Origin of the sequence: Streptomyces sp. NPDC050085, from assembly GCF_044460595.1 — a bacterium.
In the GTDB taxonomy this organism is placed as follows: Bacteria; Actinomycetota; Actinomycetes; order Streptomycetales; family Streptomycetaceae; genus Streptomyces.
In genome coordinates this window covers 28532-48611 of record NZ_JBITJZ010000025.1, presented here as the reverse complement: position 1 = coordinate 48611, position 20080 = coordinate 28532, and the positions used below count along the sequence as shown (strand labels likewise).

Here is a 20080-nt window from a genome sequence, read left to right as displayed (position 1 = left end):
GGTACTCGAGGACCTCGGCGTTGTTGTCGTTCGTCATCGGTCTCCCCTAGCCGAGCTCTTTGTCCAGCAGCGAGAGCAGCTCGTCCGCTGATGCCGAACTGATCTGATCGACGATGCCGGCCGGCGACCCGGCGCCCGCCAGCGAACGGACCCGGCCCTGGAGTTCGCCGAGCAGCGTGGAAATGGTGGCCTGGTCCGCCTGCGCGAGCTCGGTGAACGCGTCCTCGAGGCGGGCGCCGAGCCCCTCGATCTCCTGGACCAGGTGGTCGGCCGGAGACTGCGCTCCCGCGTCGGGGGCGAGGCTCTGGTGGAGGAACCGTGCGAGGGCGGCCGGGTTCGGGTGGTCGAACACGAGGGTGGCGGGGAGCTTCAGTCCGGTCACCGCCGACAGCTTGTTGCGCAGCTGCAGCGCGGTGAGCGAGTCGATCCCCAGGTCCTTGAACGCCGCGGCGGAGCCGACCCGTTGGGGGTCGGCGTGGCCGAGGACGAGCGCGGTCTGCGCCCGGACGGCGTCGAGGAGGGCCCCCTCCGCCTCGTCCGGCGACAGCGCGGCCAGCTTCTGCGCGAGGGCGGTGTCGCCGAAGTCGCCGCCCGCCTGCCCGCCGCCGGGTGCGCCGAGCAGGGTGCGCAGCAGGGGTGAAGCCGCCTGCGGCGCCGCGAGGTTGAGGCGGGCGGGCACCAGGACCGGCTCGGCAAAGGAGAGCGCCGCGTCGAAGAGGGCGAGGCCCTCGTGCGACGCCATCGGCTGGACGCCCTGCCCCTGCAGGCGGGCGATGTCCCGGTCGGCGAGGTCGGCGACCATCTCGCTGCGGTCGGCCCAGAAGCCCCAGCACAGCGACGTGGCGGGCAGGCCCGCGGCCGCACGGATCCCGGCCAGGGCGTTCAGGAACCCGTTGGCCGCCGCGTAGTTGGCCTGTCCCGCGGTGCCGAGGACGCTCGCGATCGAGGAGAACAGGACGAACGCGGACAGGTCGAGGTGCCGGGTCAGCTCGTGCAGGTGCCAGGCGCCGCGCACCTTCGGGGCGAGGACCGTGTCCAGGCGGTCCTCGGTCAGCGCCTCGACGACGCCGTCGTCGAGCAGGCCTGCGCAGTGGATCACCGCGGTCAGCGGGTGCTCCGCGGGGACGGCGGCGATGAGTCCGGCGACGGCGTCGCGGTCCGTGACGTCGCAGGCCGGGATCTCGACCCCGGCCCCCGCCTCGGTCAGTTCGGCCCGCAGTGCCGCCGCCTCGGGGGCCGCCTGGCCCCGCCTGCTGGTCAGTACGAGGTGGCGTACTCCGTGCCGTGCCACGAGGTGCCGGGCGAGCCTGGCGCCGAGGCCGCTGGTGCCGCCGGTGATCAGGACGGTGCCGGAGCCCAGAGCGGGCGCGTCGGGTACGTCCGGGGCCGCGGATGTCCTTGGTACGTGGGTGAGTCGGGGGGTGGTCACGGCGCCGGAGCCGATCCTGAGCTGGGCCTCTCCGGTCGCGGCGGCCGCCGGGACGCGGGCCAGGGAGGCGGCCGCGCCGTCGGTGTCCACGAGCGTGAACCGGCCGGGGTTCTCGGTCTGCGCGGTGCGGACGAACCCCCAGATCGCGGCGGCCACGGGATCGATGTGCGCGTCCTGCTCGCCGGGGAAGGCGTGCCGGGTCACGACGACCAGCGTCGAGTCGGCGAACCGGTCCTCGGCGAGCCAGGCCTGCGTCCACCGCAGCACGCGGTGCAGGCCGCGCTCCACGGCGGCAGGCGTGTCGTCACCCACGGCGCCCACAGCACCGTCCGTGCCCGGCGGGTCGACGGCGGCGAGGACGAGCGGGGGTGTCTCCCCGTCAGAGGCGGCGAGTTCACCGAGGTCGGCGAAGACCGGCCGCCCCTCGGCCACCGCACCCTCGGCCGTATCGCCCTCGCCCAACACCGCGTAATCGACGGCGGGTTGACCGGTCGCGACGGGCAGCCACTCGGTCAGGTACAGCGAGTCCTGGTGGTCGAAGCTCAGCTCGGTCAGCCGCGCGACGTCCACGGGCGCCAGGGTCAGCGCGTCGATGCCGCCGACGGGTGCGCCGTTCTGGTCCGCGAGGGTCACGGACAGCGTGTTCTCGCCCGCGGGCGCGAGCCGCACGCGCAGCACGGACGCCCGGTCGGCGCCGTGCAGGCGGATGCCGGTGGCGCGCAGCGGCAGCCAGCCCTCGGGCCGGTCGCCGTCGACGAAACCGCCGAGGCCGACCGGGAGCAACGCGGCGTGCAGCAGGGCCGGTTGGATCCGGAACCCGCTCTGGCCCGCACTGTCGGACGCGGGCAGTTCCACCTCGGCGAACAGGACGTCGCCCTGGCGCCACACCTGCCGCAGTCCGCGCAGCCGGGGCCCGTGCGCGAACCCGAGGGCGGCCAGCCTGGCGTACTCGTCCTCGAAGGGCACACCGGCCGCGCCCGCGGGAGGCCACGCGGCGAGACCTTCCTCCGCCCGGGCCCGGTCGGCTTCGGTTGCGGCGGTTGCGGCGGTTCCGACGGCGTTGCGCGTCCATGCGGCTTCGCCCTCGCCCCGCGAGTGGACGGTGATCTCGCCCCGGCCGTCGGCCACCACGCGGATCTCGCGGTCGGCCGTGCGGGAGAGCACCAGCGGTGTCTCCAGGGCGAGTTCGGCGACGGTGTCGTGTCCCGCCTTGTCCGCCGCCCACGCCGCGAGTTCCGCGAGGACCGATGCCGGTACGAGGACGGCGCCGTGGACCACGTGGTCGGCGAGCCAGGGGTGGCGTTCGAGGGAGAGGCGTCCGCTGCCCACGACGCCGCCGTGTCCGTCGGACGCGGGCAGGTCGATCGCGGCGTCGAGCAGCGGGTGGTCGGATGTGCCCCCGCCGGTCGTCTCGTCGGGGGCGGTCAGCCAGTAGCGCTGTCGCTGGAAGGCGTAGGTGGGCAGCTCGACCGCGGCACCGTCCCCGTCCCCGTCCGCTTCCGGGAACGCGGTCCGCCACGACACGGCGGCGCCCGCCACGAAGGCCTCGGCCGCCGACCGGTACAGCTGCGCGAGGCCGCCTTCTCCGCGGCGCAGCGTGCCCACGACGGTGGCCTCGACGCCCGCGCTGTCCAGGGTCTGTTCCGTGCCGACCGTGAGGACGGGGTGGGGCGAGGCCTCGACGAAGCACCGGAAGCCCTGCTCGGCCAGGGCGCGGGTCGCCTCCTCGAAGCGGACCGTGCGGCGCAGGTTCGTGTACCAGTACTCGGCGTCGAGACCCGTCGTGTCCAGCCAGTCGGCCGTGACCGTCGAGAAGAACGGGACCTCGGCCGCCTTGGGCTGAAGTCCCTTGAGAACACGGGCCAGTTCGTCGTGGATGTCCTCCACGTGCGCACAGTGCGAGGCGTAGTCCACGGGGATGCGGCGCGCCCGTACGCCGTCCGCCTCGCAGGCGGCCAGCAGCGCGTCCAGTTCGGCGACGTCGCCCGAGACGACCACGGAGGAGGGCCCGTTGACGACGGCGACGGACAGGCCGTCCGTCAGCCGCGCGCGGACGTCGTCGGCGGGCAGCGCGACCGAGACCATGCCGCCGCGCCCGGACAGCGCGAGGACCGCCTTCGACCGCAGGGCGACCACCTTCGCCGCGTCCTCGACGGACAGGGCGCCCGCGACGCACGCGGCGGCGATCTCGCCCTGCGAGTGGCCCACGACGGCCGCGGGCTCCACCCCGTACGAGCGCCACGCCTCGGCCAGCGACACCATCACGGCCCACAGCACGGGCTGCACGACGTCGACCCGCTCCAGCTGCCCGGCGTCCCCGAGCACGTCGAAGAGGGACCAGTCCACGTAGGGCGCGAGCGCGTCGGCGCACTGGCGCATCCGGGCCGCGAACGCCGGGGACGCGGCGCACAGTTCCTGCCCCATCCCGGCCCACTGCGAGCCCTGGCCGGGGAAGACGAACACCGTCTTGCCGACGGGCTGCGCGGCTCCGGAGACGAGTCCGGGGTGACCGCTGTCGTCCCCGGTGGCCGCGGCGGTCAGGGCGGCGAGCAGCTCGTCCCGGTCTCCGCCGATCACCACCTGGCGGTGCTCGAACAGCGAGCGGGTCGTCAGCAGCGACCGGCCCACCCCGGCGAGCGGCAGGTCCGCGTCCGCGGCGAGGGTGTCGCGCAGCTTCTCCGCCTGGGCCCGCAGGGCCGGTGCGGAGCGCGCGGACAGCACCCACGGGATCACGGCGGGGTCTGCCGGGGAGTCCGACTCCCGGGCTGGACCGGCGGATCGATCCTGCTCCTGCGGTGCCTGCTCCTGCGGTGCCTGTTCAAGGATGAGGTGGGCGTTGGTGCCGCTGATGCCGAAGGCCGAGATGCCCGCGCGGCGCGGGCGCCCGTCGGGCTGCCACGGCCGCGCCTCGGTCAGCAGCCGGACCTCGCCCGCCTCCCAGTCGACGTGCGAGGACGGGGCGTCCACGTGCAGGGTCCTGGGCAGCACCCCGTGCCGCATCGCCATGATCATCTTGATCATGCCGCCGACCCCAGCCGCCGCCTGCGTGTGCCCGATGTTGGACTTCAACGACCCCAGCCACAAAGGCTGTTCACCGCTGCGGTCCTGCCCGTACGTCGCCAGGAGCGCCTGCGCCTCCATCGGGTCGCCGAGCCTGGTGCCGGTGCCGTGCGCCTCCACGGCATCGACCTCAGCGGCCGCCACCCCGGCGTTCGCGAGCGCCGCCAGGATCACCTTCTGCTGGGCCAGTTCGTTCGGTGCGGTCAGGCCGTTGGACGCGCCGTCCTGGTTGACCGCGGAGCCACGGATCACGGCCCATATCCGGCGCCCGTTGCGCCGCGCGTCCGACAGCCGCTCCAGGACCAGCACACCCGCACCCTCGGAGAACCCCGTCCCGTCGGCCGCCTCCGCGAACGCCTTGCACCGGCCGTCGGCCGACAGGCCCCGCTGGCGGGCGAGTTCGACCAGCAGGCCCGGGGTCGACAGCGTCGAGGCGCCGCCGGCCAGGGCCAGCGTGCACTCCCCCGCGCGCAGGGAACGTACCGCCTGGTGGACGGCGACGAGCGACGACGAGCACGCGGTGTCGAGCGAGACCGCGGGACCCTCGAGACCGAGCGTGTACGCCACCCGGCCCGAGGCCACGCTGGTGTAGGACCCGGTGCTCGCGTAGCCCTCCACCTCACCGGCCGCGCGGCCGCCCATCCGGGGGCCGTAGTCCACACCGTAGAGCCCGGTGAACACGCCGGTCGGCGAACCGTGCAGCGCGGCCGGGTCGATGCCCGCCCGCTCCAGCGCCTCCCACGACGTCTCCAGGAGCAGCCGCTGCTGCGGGTCCATCGCCAGGGCCTCGCGCGGGCTGATGCCGAAGAACTCCGCGTCGAAGTCCGGGAGTTCGTGCAGGAACCCGCCCGAGCGCGTGTACGTCGTACCCGGCGTCTCCGGGTCCGGGGAGTACAGCGCGTCCAGGTCCCAGCCGCGGTCCGCGGGGAAGCCGCTGACCGCGTCCACACCGTCGGCCACGACGCCCCACAGCTCGTCGGGGGACGTCACTCCACCCGGGAAGCGACACCCCACGCCCACGACCGCGATGGGCTCGCGCGCGGACTCCTCCAACTCGCGCACGCGCTCGCGCAGTTGCTGCGCGTCGTCGACCGCGCGTCGCAAGTAGGACCGGAGCTTGTCGACTTCCTCCACCAGGAGCCTCCCTCAACAGTTGCTCAGAAGTACGGGTGCGGTCACGCGTAACCGCGGTCGATCAGGGCGAAGAGATCGTCGTCGCTGCGGTCTTCGGGGATCGGGTCCGCCACCGGTTCCGGCACGGCGGGGGCCGGCGGTTCCAGCAGGGCGAAGATGCGGGAAGCGAGCTTGTGCGGCGTGGGGTAGGTGAACGCGACGGTGGCCGGCAGCCGCACGCCGCTCACCGAGGTGAGCCGGTTGCGCAGGGCCACCGCCGTCGAGGAGTCGAACCCCAGGGTCTTGAACGTCTCGCCCGTCCGCAGCAGGAGATCGGCCGCGGTCGGCGCCGGGTCCTTGGTGCTGAGCAGCGCCGCCGTCTCGGTGCACACGAGGTCGAGGACGGCTGCCTGCGAGTCCAGGTCCGTGACCGCCGCGGTGTCCGCACCGCTCGCGGACGCGGCGTCGGTGTCCGTGTCGTCGGGCGCCGTCAGCCAGTACCGCTGCCGCTGGAACGGGTAGGTCGGCAGGCCGACCCGGCGCGGCCGGGCCGCGGCGAACGCGGCCGACCAGTCCACCGGCACGCCCCGTACGTGCAGTTCGGCGAGCGAGGCGAGGATCCGGCCGGTGCTGCCGTCGTTGCGGTCCAGGGTGCCCACGACCGTCGGCGGGTCCGCCTGGGCGTCGGCCGCCTCCGACATCGCCACCTGGAGCACCGGGTGCGGGCTGACCTCCACGAACACGCCGCCGCCCGTGCGCATCAGGCCGTCGACGACCTCGCCGAACCGCACCATCGAGCGCAGGTTGTCGTACCAGTACGAGGCGTCGAGCGCGCGCGTGTCGAGCGGTGCGCCGGTGACCGTGGAGTGGAACGTCACCGCCGCTTCCCCCGGGGTGATCGCCGCTGTGTCTGCCAGCAGGCGCTCACGGATGCGTTCGACGTGGTGGGAGTGCGAGGCGTAGTCGACCTTGACCCGGCGGACCCGCACCTCGTCCTCCGCCGCCAGCGCGGCGAACTCGTCAAGAGCCTCGTCGTCCCCCGAGATCACCACCGAGGCCGGTCCGTTGACGGCGGCCACGGAGAGCCTGCCCGACCACTGTTCTATGCGGCCCTGCACCCAGTCGCAGGGGGCGGCCACCGCGCTCATCCCGCCGCCGAGTCCCGCCAGGTCGATCAGGGCCCGGCTGCGCAGCGCGACGATGCGGGCCGCGTCCTCCAGGGTGAGGGCGCCGGACGCGCAGGCCGCCGCGATCTCGCCCTGCGAGTGGCCGACGACGGCGTCGGGGACGACGCCCCACGACCGCCAGACGCGGGCCAGCGACACCATCATCGCGAACAGCGTCGGCTGTACGACGTCCACGCGCTCCAGCGACGCGGCGTCCGGCGCCCCGGTCACCACGTCGACCAGCGACCAGTCCACCCACGGTGCGAGGGCCTGCTCGCACGCGTCGATCGCGCGCGCGAACTCCGGTGACTCCGCGTACAGTTGCCGCCCCATGGCCGCCCACTGCGAGCCCTGGCCGGGAAAGACGAAGACGACCGGGCCGACCGGGCCCGTGGCCGTCCCGCGGACCGTGCGCGGCGCGTCGCCGCCCGAGGCCACCAGGCCGAGTCCGGCGACGGCCTCCTCGCGGTCGTCGGCCAGGAGCACCGCCCGGTGCTCGAAGGACGAGCGCGTGGACACCAGCGAGTGCCCGACGTCGGACGCGGTCAGCGAGGCGTCGGCGGCCAGCAGATCCCGCAGCCGGGCCGCCTGGTCCCGCAGGGCGGGCTCCGAGCGCGCGGACAGCACCCACGGCACCGTCACCGGCGGCGCCGACTCCCGCTCCACAGAAGGCAGTTCGGGTGCCTGCTCCAGGATCAGGTGCGCGTTGGTGCCGCCCATGCCGATCGACGTCACCCCGGCCCGGCGCGGCTGCCCCGGCTCGTTCGGCCAGGGCCGAGCGGTGCGTGCCACGTCGAAGTGCGCCTGGAAGTCGGGGACTTCGGGGTTCGGAGCGGAGAAGCCCGGGTGGGGGACGAGCTCGGCGTGGTCCAGGCAGAGCGCGGTCTTGACGAAGCCGACGATGCCCGCGGCAGGCTCCAGATGCCCGACGTTGGCCTTGGCCGAGCCGACCGTCAGGGGGCGGCTGCGGCCGCTCTCGCCGAACACCTCGCGCAGCCCTGCCAGTTCGGCGGGGTCACCGAGCCGGGTGCCCGTGCCGTGGGCCTCGACGTAGTCGACGCCGTCGAACGGCACGTCCGCGCGCCGCAGCGCGGACCGCACGGCCGCGGCCTGCGCGGTGGGGCTGGGGTCCGGCATGCGGGACGTCGCGCCGCCGCTGCCGACACCCCAGCCGCGCACCACGGCGTAGACGTGGTCGCCGTCGCGGACGGCGTGGTCGAGGCGCTTGAGCAGGACGAACGCGCCGCCCTCGCCGCGGACGAACCCGTTGGCCCGCGCGTCGAAGGGGAAGCAACGGCCGTCGGGCGACAGGGCGCCCAGGTTGGCCAGCGCCGCTCCCGCCTCCGGGTCGGCGATCAGGTGCACGCCCCCGGCGAGCGCCAGGTCGACGGCCCCGGCCCGGATGCGTTCGCAGGTCAGCGCCAGCGACACGAGGGAGGAGGACTGGCCCGAGTCGGCGCAGAAGCTCATGCCGCGCACGTCGAACAGGCTGGAGATCCGGTTCGCGATCAGCGCGCCGCTGGAGCCGAGCGCGGCGTAGTGGTCGTCCTGGTCGCTGCCGGACAGGGCGCGCAGTTGCTGGTATCCGGAGGGCGCGGCGCCGACGACGACGTCGACCTCGCGTCCGGCGAGCGCGCCCGCGGGGACACGGGCGTCCTCGACGGCCTCCCAGGCGAGCTCAAGTCCCAGCCGCTGTACGGGATCCATCGCGGCGGCCTCCGCCGCGCTCACCCCGAAGAACGCGGCGTCGAACCCGTCGACGGCGTCGAAGAACGAGCCCGCGTTCAGCGTGGCGGCGTCCGGGTGGGCCAGGTGGTTCGTGTGCGCGTCGTCGGCGCGTGCCTGCGGGAACGTGCCGAGCGTGGACTTCCCCTCGTGCAACAGCCGCCAGAAGTCGGCCGGGCCGTGCACCCCGGGAAAGCGGCACGACATCCCGATGACGGCAATATCGGTGGCTGCGCCACTCATTCGCGTTCCTTCCGGTGTCCCTGGGTGTACGGCTCGTGCGGACGGCTGCACCTGGCTCACCGCCAGCCGGTCAGCAGCTTCTGCAGCTCGTCGGGCGCGTCCATGAAGTCGTAGTGGCCGCCGTCGACCACCCGGAATTCGACCGGGTCCGCGTACCGGCGCCAGCCCTGGAGGTCGTCGAGGGTCACGTCGCCGTCCTCGCGCCAGTGCAGGACGACGACGGGGCAGTCCACCCGGTCCGCCTGCTGCCGCTGGTACGCGCGCGCGGCGGCGTGGTCGGCGACCAGCACCATGACGCCCATGGCGACCATGTCGGGGCGCGGCTCCATGCCCCGGCTGCGGATGAACTCCTCGACCTCGCCGCGCAGTTCGGACTCGGTCATGTCGAGCATCCGGTCGCGTGCGGCGTCGTGCGGGGCCGGCTGACCCGACACGAACAGGCGCTCCGGTGTGGGCAGGCCGCGTGCGGCGAGCCTGAGCACGGTCTCGTACGCGGGCAGCGCACCGGCACAGTGCGCGAAGAACGCGAACGGCCGGTCGAGCAGCGGCGCGAGCGGCTCGATCAGGCTGTCGGCGAGGTCCTCGTAGGTGCCGTAGTGGGGGTGGCCGAGGCGGTTCTCGCGGCCGGGGAACTGCACCGGGCAGACCTCGATGCCGTCGAGCACGGCGGGCCAGGCGCTGAAGGCCGACGCGCCCGACCCGGAGAAGGGGAAGCAGAAGAGCCGGGCGGCGTGGTCGGTGGACGGCGCCCGGACGAACCACGGCGATGTGGTGGTGGCGGAGCCCGAAGTCATGACCTGTGTCGTTTCTGCGCGACGATGGGGAGGCCGGTCATCCCGGCGATGAAGTACGACCGCAAGTGCTCGGGTTCACCGGCGAGTTCGATCGAGCTGAAGCGCCCGAGCAACTCCTCGAAGAAGATGCGCTGCGTGAGCCGGGCCAGCGGTGCGCCGATGCAGAAGTGCGGCCCGAACCCGAACGCGACGTGGCGCTTGGCGTTGGCGCGGGTGATGTCGAAGGTGTGCGGGTCCGTGAACTGGGCGGCGTCCCGGTTGGCCGAGCCGATCCAGGCGACGACGGCCGCGCGGGCCGGGATGGTGCCGCCGCCGATCTCCACGTCGTCCACCGCGTACCGCATGAAGTTGCAGGCGGGCGAGGTCCAGCGCAGCCCTTCCTCGACGAGGTTCGGGATGAGCGACGGGTCCGCCTGCGCCTTCTCGAACTGCTCGGGCCGCTCGATGAGCGCGTGCACGGTGCCCGAGACGGTGTGCGGCGTCGTCACGTTGGCGCCGAGCAGGATGCTGTAGCCGTCGAGGGCGATCTCCTCGTCGGACAGCGGTGTGTCGTGCGGGCGGACGCTCATGAGGTGCGCGAGCAGGGTGCCTTCCGCGCCGCCGGTGGTGCGCTGCCGCTTGACCCACTCGGTGACGTACGTGACCAGCTCGTGGTGGGAGATGGCCAGCGTCGCCGCCTCGTGGCCCACCATGAAGTGCGGGTCGGAGGGGGCCGTCACCATCGCGGTCAGCTGGACGAGTTCGGCCCAGTCCTGCTCCGGGATGCCGAGCAGCGGTCCCGTCACCATCGCCGGCAGGAGCAGCGCCCGCTCGGCCAGGTCGAAGGTCTCGCCGTCGAGCGCCGGTTCGAGGAAGCGGACGACCGTGGCCCGGATCGAGTCCTCCCAGACCTTCACCTCCCGCATCGTGAGCGGCGCGCCGAGCGGCCGGCGGACCTCGGTGTGCCGGGGCGGGTCGGTGGACGTCAGCAGTGTGCCCGCGGCGGGGTCGTCGATCCCGACGTGGGTGGGTGTGGTGCCGCGCTCCGAGGTGAACTCGCGGTGGTCGCCGAGGACGCGGCAGACGTCCTCGTGGCGGGTCACCGACCAGAACTCCCGGCCGTCCGGGAGGACTTGGTGGTGCACGGGGGCCTTCTCCCGCATGACGTCCCAGATCGGGTGCGGATCGCCCCGGCTGTACAGGTCCAGGTCGAACAGGTCGACGTCGGCGAGGTCGATCTCGCGCGCGGGCCCCGGGGTCAGCCTCACGTCCCGGCCCTGCCCTTCGCTATCAGCTCGGCGACCCGGGTCGGGGTCTGCGCCAGATAGAAGTCGCGCACGGAAAGGTCGACACCGTAGATCTCCGACACCTGACCGAGGATCTTGATCCCGATCAGTGAATTACCGCCGAGCTCGAAGAAGTCGTGGTCAGGGCCGACCTCGCGACCGCCGAGGAATTCTCCCCACATCGCCGAGATCTCCTGAACGAGTGACTCCGGCGCGCTCGAGGACGCGTCGAGTCCTTCTGATCCCTCATCCTGTCCACCCTGCTGGTGAACCTGCGGAGACAATTCCATGTGCCAGTCTTCCTTCCTCCGCCGAACTCGTCGCTGTCCCGCCGGCGAGACGCATTCCTTGAACGGCCGAAATTGAGAATGGACCAACGAGTCGGAAGGCTAATGCCTTCACAGGCGCGGCGGTCGGGTCCGACGGACGGCTCCATCGGCACTTAAGTGGAATTCAAAATTTTCCCGAGCGGGCCCCATGAAGACATGGCGCAGCGCTGCCTCGGCGGCTCGAAAGTCCGACGAGGCAGCGCGGGAGGGGCCCTGCGGGGTCGGTGGCGCTACGCCCGCTTCTTGAAGGAGGACAGCGCCCAGGCGTATCCGGCGAGGGCGATGCCGAGGCTCCAGGCGAGGGCGCCGACCAGATGACCGGTCGACACCGAGGTGCCGAGCATCAGGCCGCGCAGCGTCTCGATCATCGGCGTGAACGGCTGGTACTCGGCGAACTGCCTGATGCCCGCGCCCATCGTGTCGGCGGGCACGAACGCACTGCTCAGGAAGGGCAGGACGTTCAGCGGCGTGGTGGCCATGCCCGCCGATTCCGGGCTGGAGGCGGCCAGGCCCATGGCGACCGTCAGCCAGCTGGCCGCGAACGCGATCAGCGCCATGACGGCGATGGCGCCGAGCCATTCGACGGGGTTGGCGCTGGTGCGGAAGCCCATCGCCAGGCCGACGGCGATGATGGCCGCGCAGGCGAGCAGGCAGCGCACCGTCGTGGCGATGACGTGCCCGATCAGGACGGCGCCGCGGGAGACGTCCATGACCTTGAAGCGGTTGATGATGCCCTGGGTCATGTCGGTGCTCACCGACATCGCCGTCGGGCCGAGCCCGTAACAGATGGCCATGACGACCAGGCCGGGCACCGCGTAGTTGATGTACTTGCCGGGGACGTCGAAGGCGCCGCCGAACACGAACACGAACATGCACATGACGATGATGGGCAGCAGGACCGCCTGGAACACCGGCATGGGGTTGCGCGTCTGGTGCTTGAAGTTGCGACGCAGCATGATCGCCGAGTCGCCGAAGGACATGGACAGCGCGCTCATTTCGCGACCGCCTCCGTGAGGGTGCCGGCGTGGCCGGTGAGGGCGAAGAACACGTCGTCGAGGTCCGGCGTGTGCACGGAGAACTCCTCCGCGTTGATCATGTGCTCGTCGAGCCGGTCGAGGACGGCCCGCAGCGACCGCGAACCGCCGTCGCTGGGCACGCGCAGGACCAGGTCCTGCTCGTCCCGGGTGGACTCGGTGAGGACCCGCTCCGCCTGGCCGAGTTCGTACTGGTCGGCGAAGCGCAGCCGGACGTGGGTGCCGGGGATGCGGCGCTTGAGCTCGTCGGGGGTGCCGTGGGCGGCGATGCGGCCCTGGTCGACGACCGCGATCTGGTCGGCGAGCTGGTCGGCCTCCTCGAGGTACTGGGTGGTGAGGAAGATGGTGGTGCCGTCGGCCACGAGTTCGCGGACGATGCTCCACATGGTGCGGCGGCTGCGCGGGTCGAGGCCGGTCGTCGGCTCGTCGAGGAAGACGATCTGCGGGTTGCCGACCAGCGTCATCGCCAGGTCCAGCTTGCGGCGCATGCCACCGGAGTAGTTCGACGCGTGCTTGTCGGCGGACTCGACGAGGTCGAAGCGCTCCAGGAGGTGCGCGACGAGGCGCTCACCGCCCTTGACCCGCTTGATGTCCGCCATCATCTGCAGGTTCTCGCGGCCCGTCAGCAGCTCGTCGACCGCGGCGAACTGGCCGGTCACGCCGATGAGCGGGCGGACCTTCTTGGTCGCGGTCAGGACGTCGTGCCCGGCGACGTGCACGGCCCCGGCGTCGGGCTTCTGCAGCGTCGTCAGGATGTTGACCGTCGTCGTCTTGCCCGCCCCGTTCGGGCCGAGCAGCGAGAAGATCGAGCCGGCGGCGACCTCGAAGTCGATGCCGTCGAGCACGGTCTTGTCCCCGTATGTCTTGCGCAGCCCCGAGACTGTGATCACCGAACTGTTCATGCCTCCACCATTTTCTACCGGACCGGACAACTGCCTGTTCACAGGGGTGTGACTGCCTTGTCGATCACGTCGAGCACCTCGCGGCCGCTGTCCACGAGGTACATGTGATCGCCAGGGAACTCCGCATAGGAGAAGTCGGCCGTGGTCGCCTTCTGCCACTGCTGTGCCTCTTCCGCCGTGACCAGGCCGTCCCGGTCACCGCGCAGCGAGAGGATCGGGACCGAGACCGGGTCGTCGGTGCTCGGCACGTAGGCCTCGTGCATCTCGCAGTCGGCCTGCAGCGTGGGGAGGATCAGCTCGCGCATCTCCGGGTGGTCGAGCGCCTCGTGCCGGAAGCCCGCGAACTCCTCGACGCGCGCGAGGAATTCGTCGTCCGGAAGTCCCGCCGCGCGCCGCTCGCGCTGGGTCCAGGGACCCGGCGAGCCGCTGACGACGAGCCGCTCGACGTGTATGTCGCGGGCGCTCAGCAGGTGCACGAGCTCGTACGCGAGCACGGCGCCCAGGCTGTGCCCGAACAGCACGGTCCGCGTTCCCGCGCCGAGGTCGGCGACGACGTCGTCGACGGAGTTCCGCGCGGCCTCCACGACGTTGCGGTACGGCGTCTCCAGGATCCGCCGCTCCCTGCCGGGCAGTTCGACGGAGGTGACCCGCCACCGGCCCGCGGACAGCTCCCGCCACGGGTGGAAGAACGAGGGACCCGCTCCCGCGAACGGCACGCACAACAGCGTGGACGCTTCGCCCGCCATCAGCCGCTCACCGTCTCGTACAGCCGGTTGCGGGACAGCGAGCGCACGATCTCCCCGCTGCGGGTCGCCATGTTGGACAGCAGCGAGGACGACAGGCCGTGCGTGTGCTCGGTGCCGCCCTGCAGATAGATCCCGGCGCTCATGTCCTCGCCCGTGACCAGCCGGTAGTCGCGCTCCAGGCGCAGCCGGCCCTGGTCGTCGCGGGCGCAGTGCGCGTCGAGGTCGCCGAGCACCCCGGCGACGTCCATCGCCTCGTACCCGGTGGCGCACACGACGACGTCGACGTCCATGTCGTACGACCTGTCGGTGGCCAGCGAGTGGATGGTGACGCGGGTGTCCTCACCGCTGCGCTTGACGTCGGTGACCCGGGACAGCTCGGCGAAGTGGAGCCGCTCGGCGCCGCGCACCTCGTCGTCGTACTGACGCTGGTAGAGGCTGCGGATCACTTCGTCGTCGACGACGGCGTAGTTGGTGTTCTTGTGGTACTTCCAGAAGTTGTCCTTCGCGTTCTCCTCGGCGAAGTAGTAGTCGTCGACCGCATTGGGGTCGAAGACGCGGTTCGCGAAGGGGGTGCTGTCGGCGATGCTGTAGCCGTACGAGGGGATCACCGCGGTGACCGTCGCGTTCGGCGCGTAGTCGTAGCAGTAGCGGGCGATCTCCGCGGCGCTCTGCCCGGCCCCGACCACCACCACGTTGCTCAGCTTCGCGGCGTCGCAGCGCCGGAACTTCTCGAGGAACTCCGAGCTGTGCCAGACGTGTTCGTCGCGGGCGAAGTCCTTGGGCATGCGCGGCGCGAGGCCGGTCGCCAGGACGACGTTGCGTGCTTCCACGACGGTCTCGCCCTCGGCCGGCGAGGACACGTGGATGCGGAAGCGGTCGACGGGGCCCGCCGGGCCGGTGCCGCGCACCGGGGTGACGGCGGTGACCCGGGAGCCGTAGGTCACCTGGTCGGCGAAGTTCGCCGCGACCCATTCCAGGTACTGGTGGAACTCGGCGCGCGTCGGGAAGAAGTCGGAGTTGTTGACGAACTGCGGCAGGCGCTCGACGGCGTGCAGGAACGACACGAAGCTGTAGGGCGAGGTGGGGTTGCGGAACGTCACCAGGTCCTTCAGGAACGAGACCTGCATCTTCGCCGTCGGCAGCAGCATGTTCTGGTGCCAGCCGAACGACGTCTGGGCCTCGAAGAACCGCGCGGTCAGCGGCGCGGTCCCGGTGCCGCCGAACTCCTGCAGGGCGATGGCGAGAGAAAGATTCGACGGGCCGAAACCTATCCCCACCACGTCGTAGCCGGATGGTTCGGGACTAGCCATGCCTACACCTCCTTCAAGTACTTCGCCAGCTTGCGGTTGATGACCTCGAAGACTTCGGTGGCAGGCCCCGGCATATACATGTCGTAGTGCGTGGCGTGGATGTCGTGCACCTCGATGGCACCGCGGACGTACGGCCGCCACAGGTGCGACCACGACCCCTCGGGCTTCAACTCCGCGTTGAAATACAGGACATCTCCGTGGAAGACAGGTGACTCGTACTGCGACATGAGGGTCATGTTGTTGGCCAGCACCCGCGACATGGCGTCAAGGAACTGCTCCTGGTTGCCAGTGTTCATGTACTGGCTAAAGAACTCCTCGAGCTCGACTCGATAGTCCGCGCGGCTGCGGCCGGCCAGGATCTTGAATTCGTTGGCCGGTTCGGAGTCGAGGATGGCCAGGAATTCGACCTTGCGTCCGCGCTCCTCGAGCCGCGCCGCGACGGCGTGCCCGAGCGTGCCGCCGTAGGACCAGCCGATCAGGTAGAAGGGGCCCTCCGGCTGGGTCTTGAGCATCTGGTCGGCGTAGTCGTCGACCATCTCCTCCATCGTCCCGGGCAGTTCGCCCGTGCCGCCGCAGCCGCGGGCCTGCAGGGCGTACACCGACCAGTCCTCGAGGAACGGCAGGAAGCTGAAGTACGCCCAGCTGAGCCCGCCGCCCGTGTGGAAGAACCACAGCGGCGGCTTGTCGTCCGCGCTGTTCAGCGGCAGGACGACGGAGAACGGGTCGGCGTGCTCGGCGGGGATGTTGTTGGCGAGCATCAGCGCGGCGAGCTGGCCGACGGTCGGGTACTGCATGATCGTCCGCAGCGGCACGTCGATGTCGAAGCTGCTGCGGATGCGGGCGCTGAGCCGGGTGGCGAGCAGGGAGTGCCCGCCCAGGTCGAAGAAGTCGTCGTCGATGCCGACGCCGGACAGGCCGAGCAGCTCACCGAAGATGGCGCACAGCGTCTCCTCGTGCGCGTTGCGCGGCCCCCGGCTGCCCTCGGTGTTCGTGTGGTCCGAGGGCAGGGCCCGCCGGTTGAGCTTCCCGTTGGGGGTCAGCGGGATCTCGGAGAGCGGCACCACGGAGGCGGGGACCATGTACTCGGGCAGCTTCCCGCGCAGGTACTCGGGCAGCGCGGCGAGCAGCGGGCCGATGGTGCGGGACAGGCCCGGGTTGTTGACCCGGGTCCGGCCTGCGACCGTACTGGGCACGAACGCGCCGGAGACCGCCTGCCGTTGGGGCAGCAGCACCACGTCGTAGGCGTGGACGACCTCGCCGGACGGGGTGAGGACGGCCTCCCTGCCGTGCTCGCCCGCCCACTGGGGCCACTCCTGCGGGTCGACGGGCCGGCCGGCCAGGGACGCCTGGGGCAGCAGGTCGGCGGCGACGGCCGCGGCGGCCTCATCGGTGAGCCGGGCGTTGGGTATCCCGGTGATCCGCAGCGGTCCTGCCGCCCGGTCGAGGTGGCGCTGGAGGTCGTCGAGGTCGTACACCTCGCGTCCCCAGACGACGGCGGGCACGTCGGCCACGTCGAGGAGGCCGGCGGGGTCCTTGTGCAGGATGACCTCGTAGCGGTGCCGGGTCAGTTCGTTGTGCGCCTGGCCCGGCTTGACGCGGATGTCGACGCCGAGCGGCCGGTCCTGTGCCCAGGCGGTGAACCACTCGGGGGCGACGACCAGTTCGCGCTCGGCCAGCAGCGCCTTCTCGACCAGGGTCCGCAGCTCCTCGGGCGAGGCGTGCGGCTGGGCGGTGCGCTGGACGGCGGTGAGAAGCAGCCGCAGCGTCGTCGCGTTGCGGACGTCACCGACGATCAACCGGCCGCCGGGGGCGACGAGTTCGAGCGCCTGGCGCAGCACCTGGTCGAGGTACTCGGCGCTCGGGAAGTACTGGACGACGGAGTTCAGGAGGACCGCGTCGAACGCGCCCTTGGGCAGTCCGGTGATGTCGTCGGCGGGCTGGGCGCTGAGGTGCACCCGGTCGCCGTAACCCGCCGCGTCGGCCTGCGCGCGGACGCGGTCCACGACCGGCGCGGACAGGTCCGTGCCCCAGAACTCGTCGACGTGATCGACGATCTTCGCCAGCAACAGGCCGGATCCGACGCCGAGTTCGAGGACCTTGCGCGGCGAGGATTCGAGGACCTGGGCGACGGCCGTGTCCTGCCACTCCTGCATCTGCTCCAGCGGGATCGGCTCGCCGTCGTACGTCGACTTCCACAGGTCGAAGTCCTCGCCGAGCGCCTCGTCCTCGGACTCGATGTAGCTGTCGTCGTAGACCTGGCGCCACTCGTCGACCTGCGCCTCGGAGTCGGCCGCCGCGGCCTGCGGTTCGGGGACGACGTAGCCGACGATGCGCTTGTCGTCCTGTGCGTCACGGACCACGACGACGGCTTGGGCGACGCCTTCGTGTGCGGCGAGTACGTTCTCGATCTCGCCCAGCTCGATGCGGAAACCACGGACCTTGACCTGGAAGTCCGTGCGCCCGATGTACTCCAGGCGCCCGTCGCGGCTCCAGCGCACCAGGTCGCCGGTGCGGTACATCCGCGCACCGGCCGGGCCGAACGGGCTGGCGACGAACCGCTCCGACGTCAGCTCCGGCCGGCCCTGGTAGCCGCGCGCGAGACCGTCACCGGCGATGTAGAGCTCGCCCTGCACGCCGCGCGGCACCGGCCGCAGGCGCGAATCCAGCACGTACACCTGGGTGTTGCCGATCGGCGCACCGATCGGCGGGTTGCCGCCGCCAGGCTTGATGACCGCGCTCGTCGACCAGATCGTCGTCTCGGTCGGGCCGTACATGTTGGTGACCTCGACGGCCTGGTCCGCCAGCGTCTCCGCCAGGCGGGCCGGGAGCGCCTCGCCGCCGACCAGGATGCGCAGGCCCTTGCCCGCGCTCGGGTCGTGCATCACCAGCATCTGCCAGAAGGCGGGCGTGGCCTGGACCGCGGTGACCTCGTGGCGCCGGACCACGTCGAGCACGGCCGACGGCTCGGCGACGACGTCCTTGCCCGCGAGCACGACGGCCGCACCCGAGATGAGCGGCAGGTACAGCTCGAGACCGGCGATGTCGAAGGAGACCGTGGTCACCGCGAGCAGCCGGTCCGAGGGGCCGAGCGGGAACCGACGGCCCATCGTGGCAAGGAAGTTGGCGAGCGCCCCGCGCGGGACGGCGACGCCCTTGGGCTTGCCGGTGGAGCCCGACGTGTAGATGACGTACGCCGTGCTGTCGGCGTGTGCGACGACGTCCGGGGCCGAGTCCGGCAGGCCGGAGAGCTCCGCACCGGCCAGCGTCTCGGTGTCGAGGACGAGCACCGGCTTCGAGTGGTCGAGGATGTAGTCGATGCGGGACTGCGGGTGGTCCGGGTCGATCGGGACGTAGGCGCCGCCCGTCTTCTGCACCGCGAGCAGCGCGACCAGCAGGTCGACGGAGCGCGGCAGGGCGACCGCGACCAGCGATTCGGTGCGGACGCCGCGGCCGGTCAGCCAGTGCGCGAGGCGGTTGGCCCGCGCGTCGAGCTCCCCGTACGTCAGCGACTCGTCGCCGCACACCACGGCGAGCGCCGCCGGGGACGCCGCGGCGTGCCGGGCGACCTCGGTGACGACGTCCGCCTCCAGGACCGGCTCGGCCGTGTCGTTCAGCTCGCCGAGGAGCCAGTCGCGCTCCTCCGCGTCCACCACGTCGACGTCACCGACGCACGCGGCCGGGTCGGCGACGAGCTGCTCGAGGACCTGGACGAACCGGGCGGCGATGGCCTCGGCCGTGTCCCGGTCGAACAGGTGGGTCGAGTACTGGATGTCGCCGCGCAGCGCGCCCGTGGCGTCGGTGGCGATGCTGAAGAACAGGTCGAACTTGACGGTCTCGGTGATGGCCTGCTCGAACTGCACCTCGAGGCCGGGGAGTTCGAGGTCCCGCTTCTCGTAGTTCTGCCAGGCGAACATCACCTGGAACAGCGGCTGGTAGGCGGTGGAGCGCTCGGGGTTGAGCGCCTCCACCAGCAGCTCGAACGGCACGTCCTGGTGCTCGTAGGCCGCGAGTGCCTTGTTCCGCACCTGGGCGAGCAGGTCGGTGAACGACGGGTCGCCGGCCAGGTCGACGCGGAGCACGAGGGTGTTGACGAAGAATCCGACCAGGTCGTTGAGCCCCTCGTCGGTGCGGCCTGCGATCGGGCTGCCGATCGTGATGTCGTCGCCGCCGCCGAGCTTGCGCAGCAGCACCGCGAGCGCGGTCTGCAGGACCATCGACATGGTCATCCCGCGCGAGGTGGCCAGCTTCTCCAGCCTGGCCGCCACCTGCGGTTCGACGACGAGGTCCACGGTGTCGCCGTGCGGGTCGACCTCGGCGGGCCGCGGCCGGTCGAGCGGCAGGCTCAACGGCTGCGGCACTCCGTCCAGTTCGGAACGCCAGTACTCGACCTGCGCCGCGGCGAGGCTGCCCGGGTCCGACGGCTCGCCGAGGACCTCGCGCTGCCACAGCGTGTAGTCCTTGTACTGCACCGGCAGCGGCTCCCACTGCGGGGCAGAGCCGCCGAGGCGCGCGGTGTAGGCCTCGGCGATGTCCCGGGCCAGCGGTGCGCCCGAGCTGCCGTCCATGGCGATGTGGTGCAGGACCAGGGCCAGCACGTGCTCCTCGGGGGAGCAGCGGAAGACGGTCGCCCGCAGCGGGATCTCGCCCGCCAGGTCGAACTCGTGCGAGATCACTTCGTCGATCTTCGCGGTGACGTCCTCGGGCGCCGCGTCGACCACCGGCAGCTCGGGCGCCGCCTCGGCCGCCGGGAGGATCTTCTGGTAGGGCTCGCTGTCGGCGTCCGTCAGGTAGACGGTGCGCAGGATCTCGTGCCGCTCGATCACGTCGCCGAGCGCTGCCTCCAGGGCCTTGATGTCCAGGGAACCGGTCAGCCGGAACGCCGCGGACATGTTGTAGGTCTCGGCGGCCTCCTCCAGTTGCTGCAGGAGCCACATACGGCGCTGCGCAAATGACAGCGGGATCAT

At 71.8% G+C, this 20080-nt stretch carries 10 protein-coding genes; all 10 read right to left on the bottom strand.

The genetic code is table 11. From position 1 onward, the window contains the following. Nucleotides 1–46: 46 nt before the first annotated feature. The 10 genes from ACIBUY_RS41330 to ACIBUY_RS41285 all read right to left on the bottom strand — a co-directional run bounded on the left by ACIBUY_RS41330 (nt 47) and on the right by ACIBUY_RS41285 (nt 20080). Nucleotides 47–5623 (bottom strand): type I polyketide synthase, encoded by a 5577-nt coding sequence (locus ACIBUY_RS41330; protein ID WP_399155433.1) that lies wholly within the window; start codon nt 5621–5623, stop codon nt 47–49. Nucleotides 5624–5664: 41 nt separating this feature from the next. Next, the gene (locus tag ACIBUY_RS41325; protein WP_399155432.1) at nt 5665–8736 is read right to left on the bottom strand and encodes a type I polyketide synthase; all 3072 of its coding nucleotides are present in this window, start codon (nt 8734–8736) and stop codon (nt 5665–5667) included. Between the two features lie 56 nt (nt 8737–8792). Further along, nucleotides 8793–9530 (bottom strand): thioesterase domain-containing protein, encoded by a 738-nt coding sequence (locus tag ACIBUY_RS41320; protein ID WP_365578376.1) that lies wholly within the window; start codon nt 9528–9530, stop codon nt 8793–8795. Next, nucleotides 9527–10777, bottom strand: coding sequence for a cytochrome P450 (locus ACIBUY_RS41315; protein WP_399155431.1), 1251 nt, complete (start codon nt 10775–10777; stop codon nt 9527–9529). The genes ACIBUY_RS41320 and ACIBUY_RS41315 overlap by 4 nt, the downstream gene beginning before the upstream one ends. Further along, entirely contained in the window at nt 10774–11085 is a 312-nt protein-coding gene (locus tag ACIBUY_RS41310) for an acyl carrier protein (RefSeq protein WP_399155430.1), read from the bottom strand. Before ACIBUY_RS41310 ends, ACIBUY_RS41315 begins: the two co-directional genes overlap by 4 nt. Before the next feature lie 269 nt (nt 11086–11354). After that, the gene (locus ACIBUY_RS41305; RefSeq protein ID WP_365578370.1) at nt 11355–12119 is read right to left on the bottom strand and encodes an ABC transporter permease; all 765 of its coding nucleotides are present in this window, start codon (nt 12117–12119) and stop codon (nt 11355–11357) included. Beyond that, nucleotides 12116–13060, bottom strand: a complete 945-nt coding sequence (locus ACIBUY_RS41300) for an ATP-binding cassette domain-containing protein (protein ID WP_365578368.1) — start codon at nt 13058–13060, stop codon at nt 12116–12118. The genes ACIBUY_RS41305 and ACIBUY_RS41300 overlap by 4 nt, the downstream gene beginning before the upstream one ends. A 38-nt stretch (nt 13061–13098) precedes the next feature. Further along, a complete protein-coding gene (locus ACIBUY_RS41295) occupies nt 13099–13806 on the bottom strand; it encodes an alpha/beta fold hydrolase (protein ID WP_365578366.1) in 708 nt (235 codons plus the stop codon). Then, nucleotides 13806–15116, bottom strand: a complete 1311-nt coding sequence (locus ACIBUY_RS41290; protein WP_365578364.1) for a SidA/IucD/PvdA family monooxygenase — start codon at nt 15114–15116, stop codon at nt 13806–13808. The genes ACIBUY_RS41295 and ACIBUY_RS41290 overlap by 1 nt, the downstream gene beginning before the upstream one ends. Before the next feature lie 2 nt (nt 15117–15118). After that, entirely contained in the window at nt 15119–20080 is a 4962-nt protein-coding gene (locus ACIBUY_RS41285) for an amino acid adenylation domain-containing protein (protein WP_399155429.1), read from the bottom strand.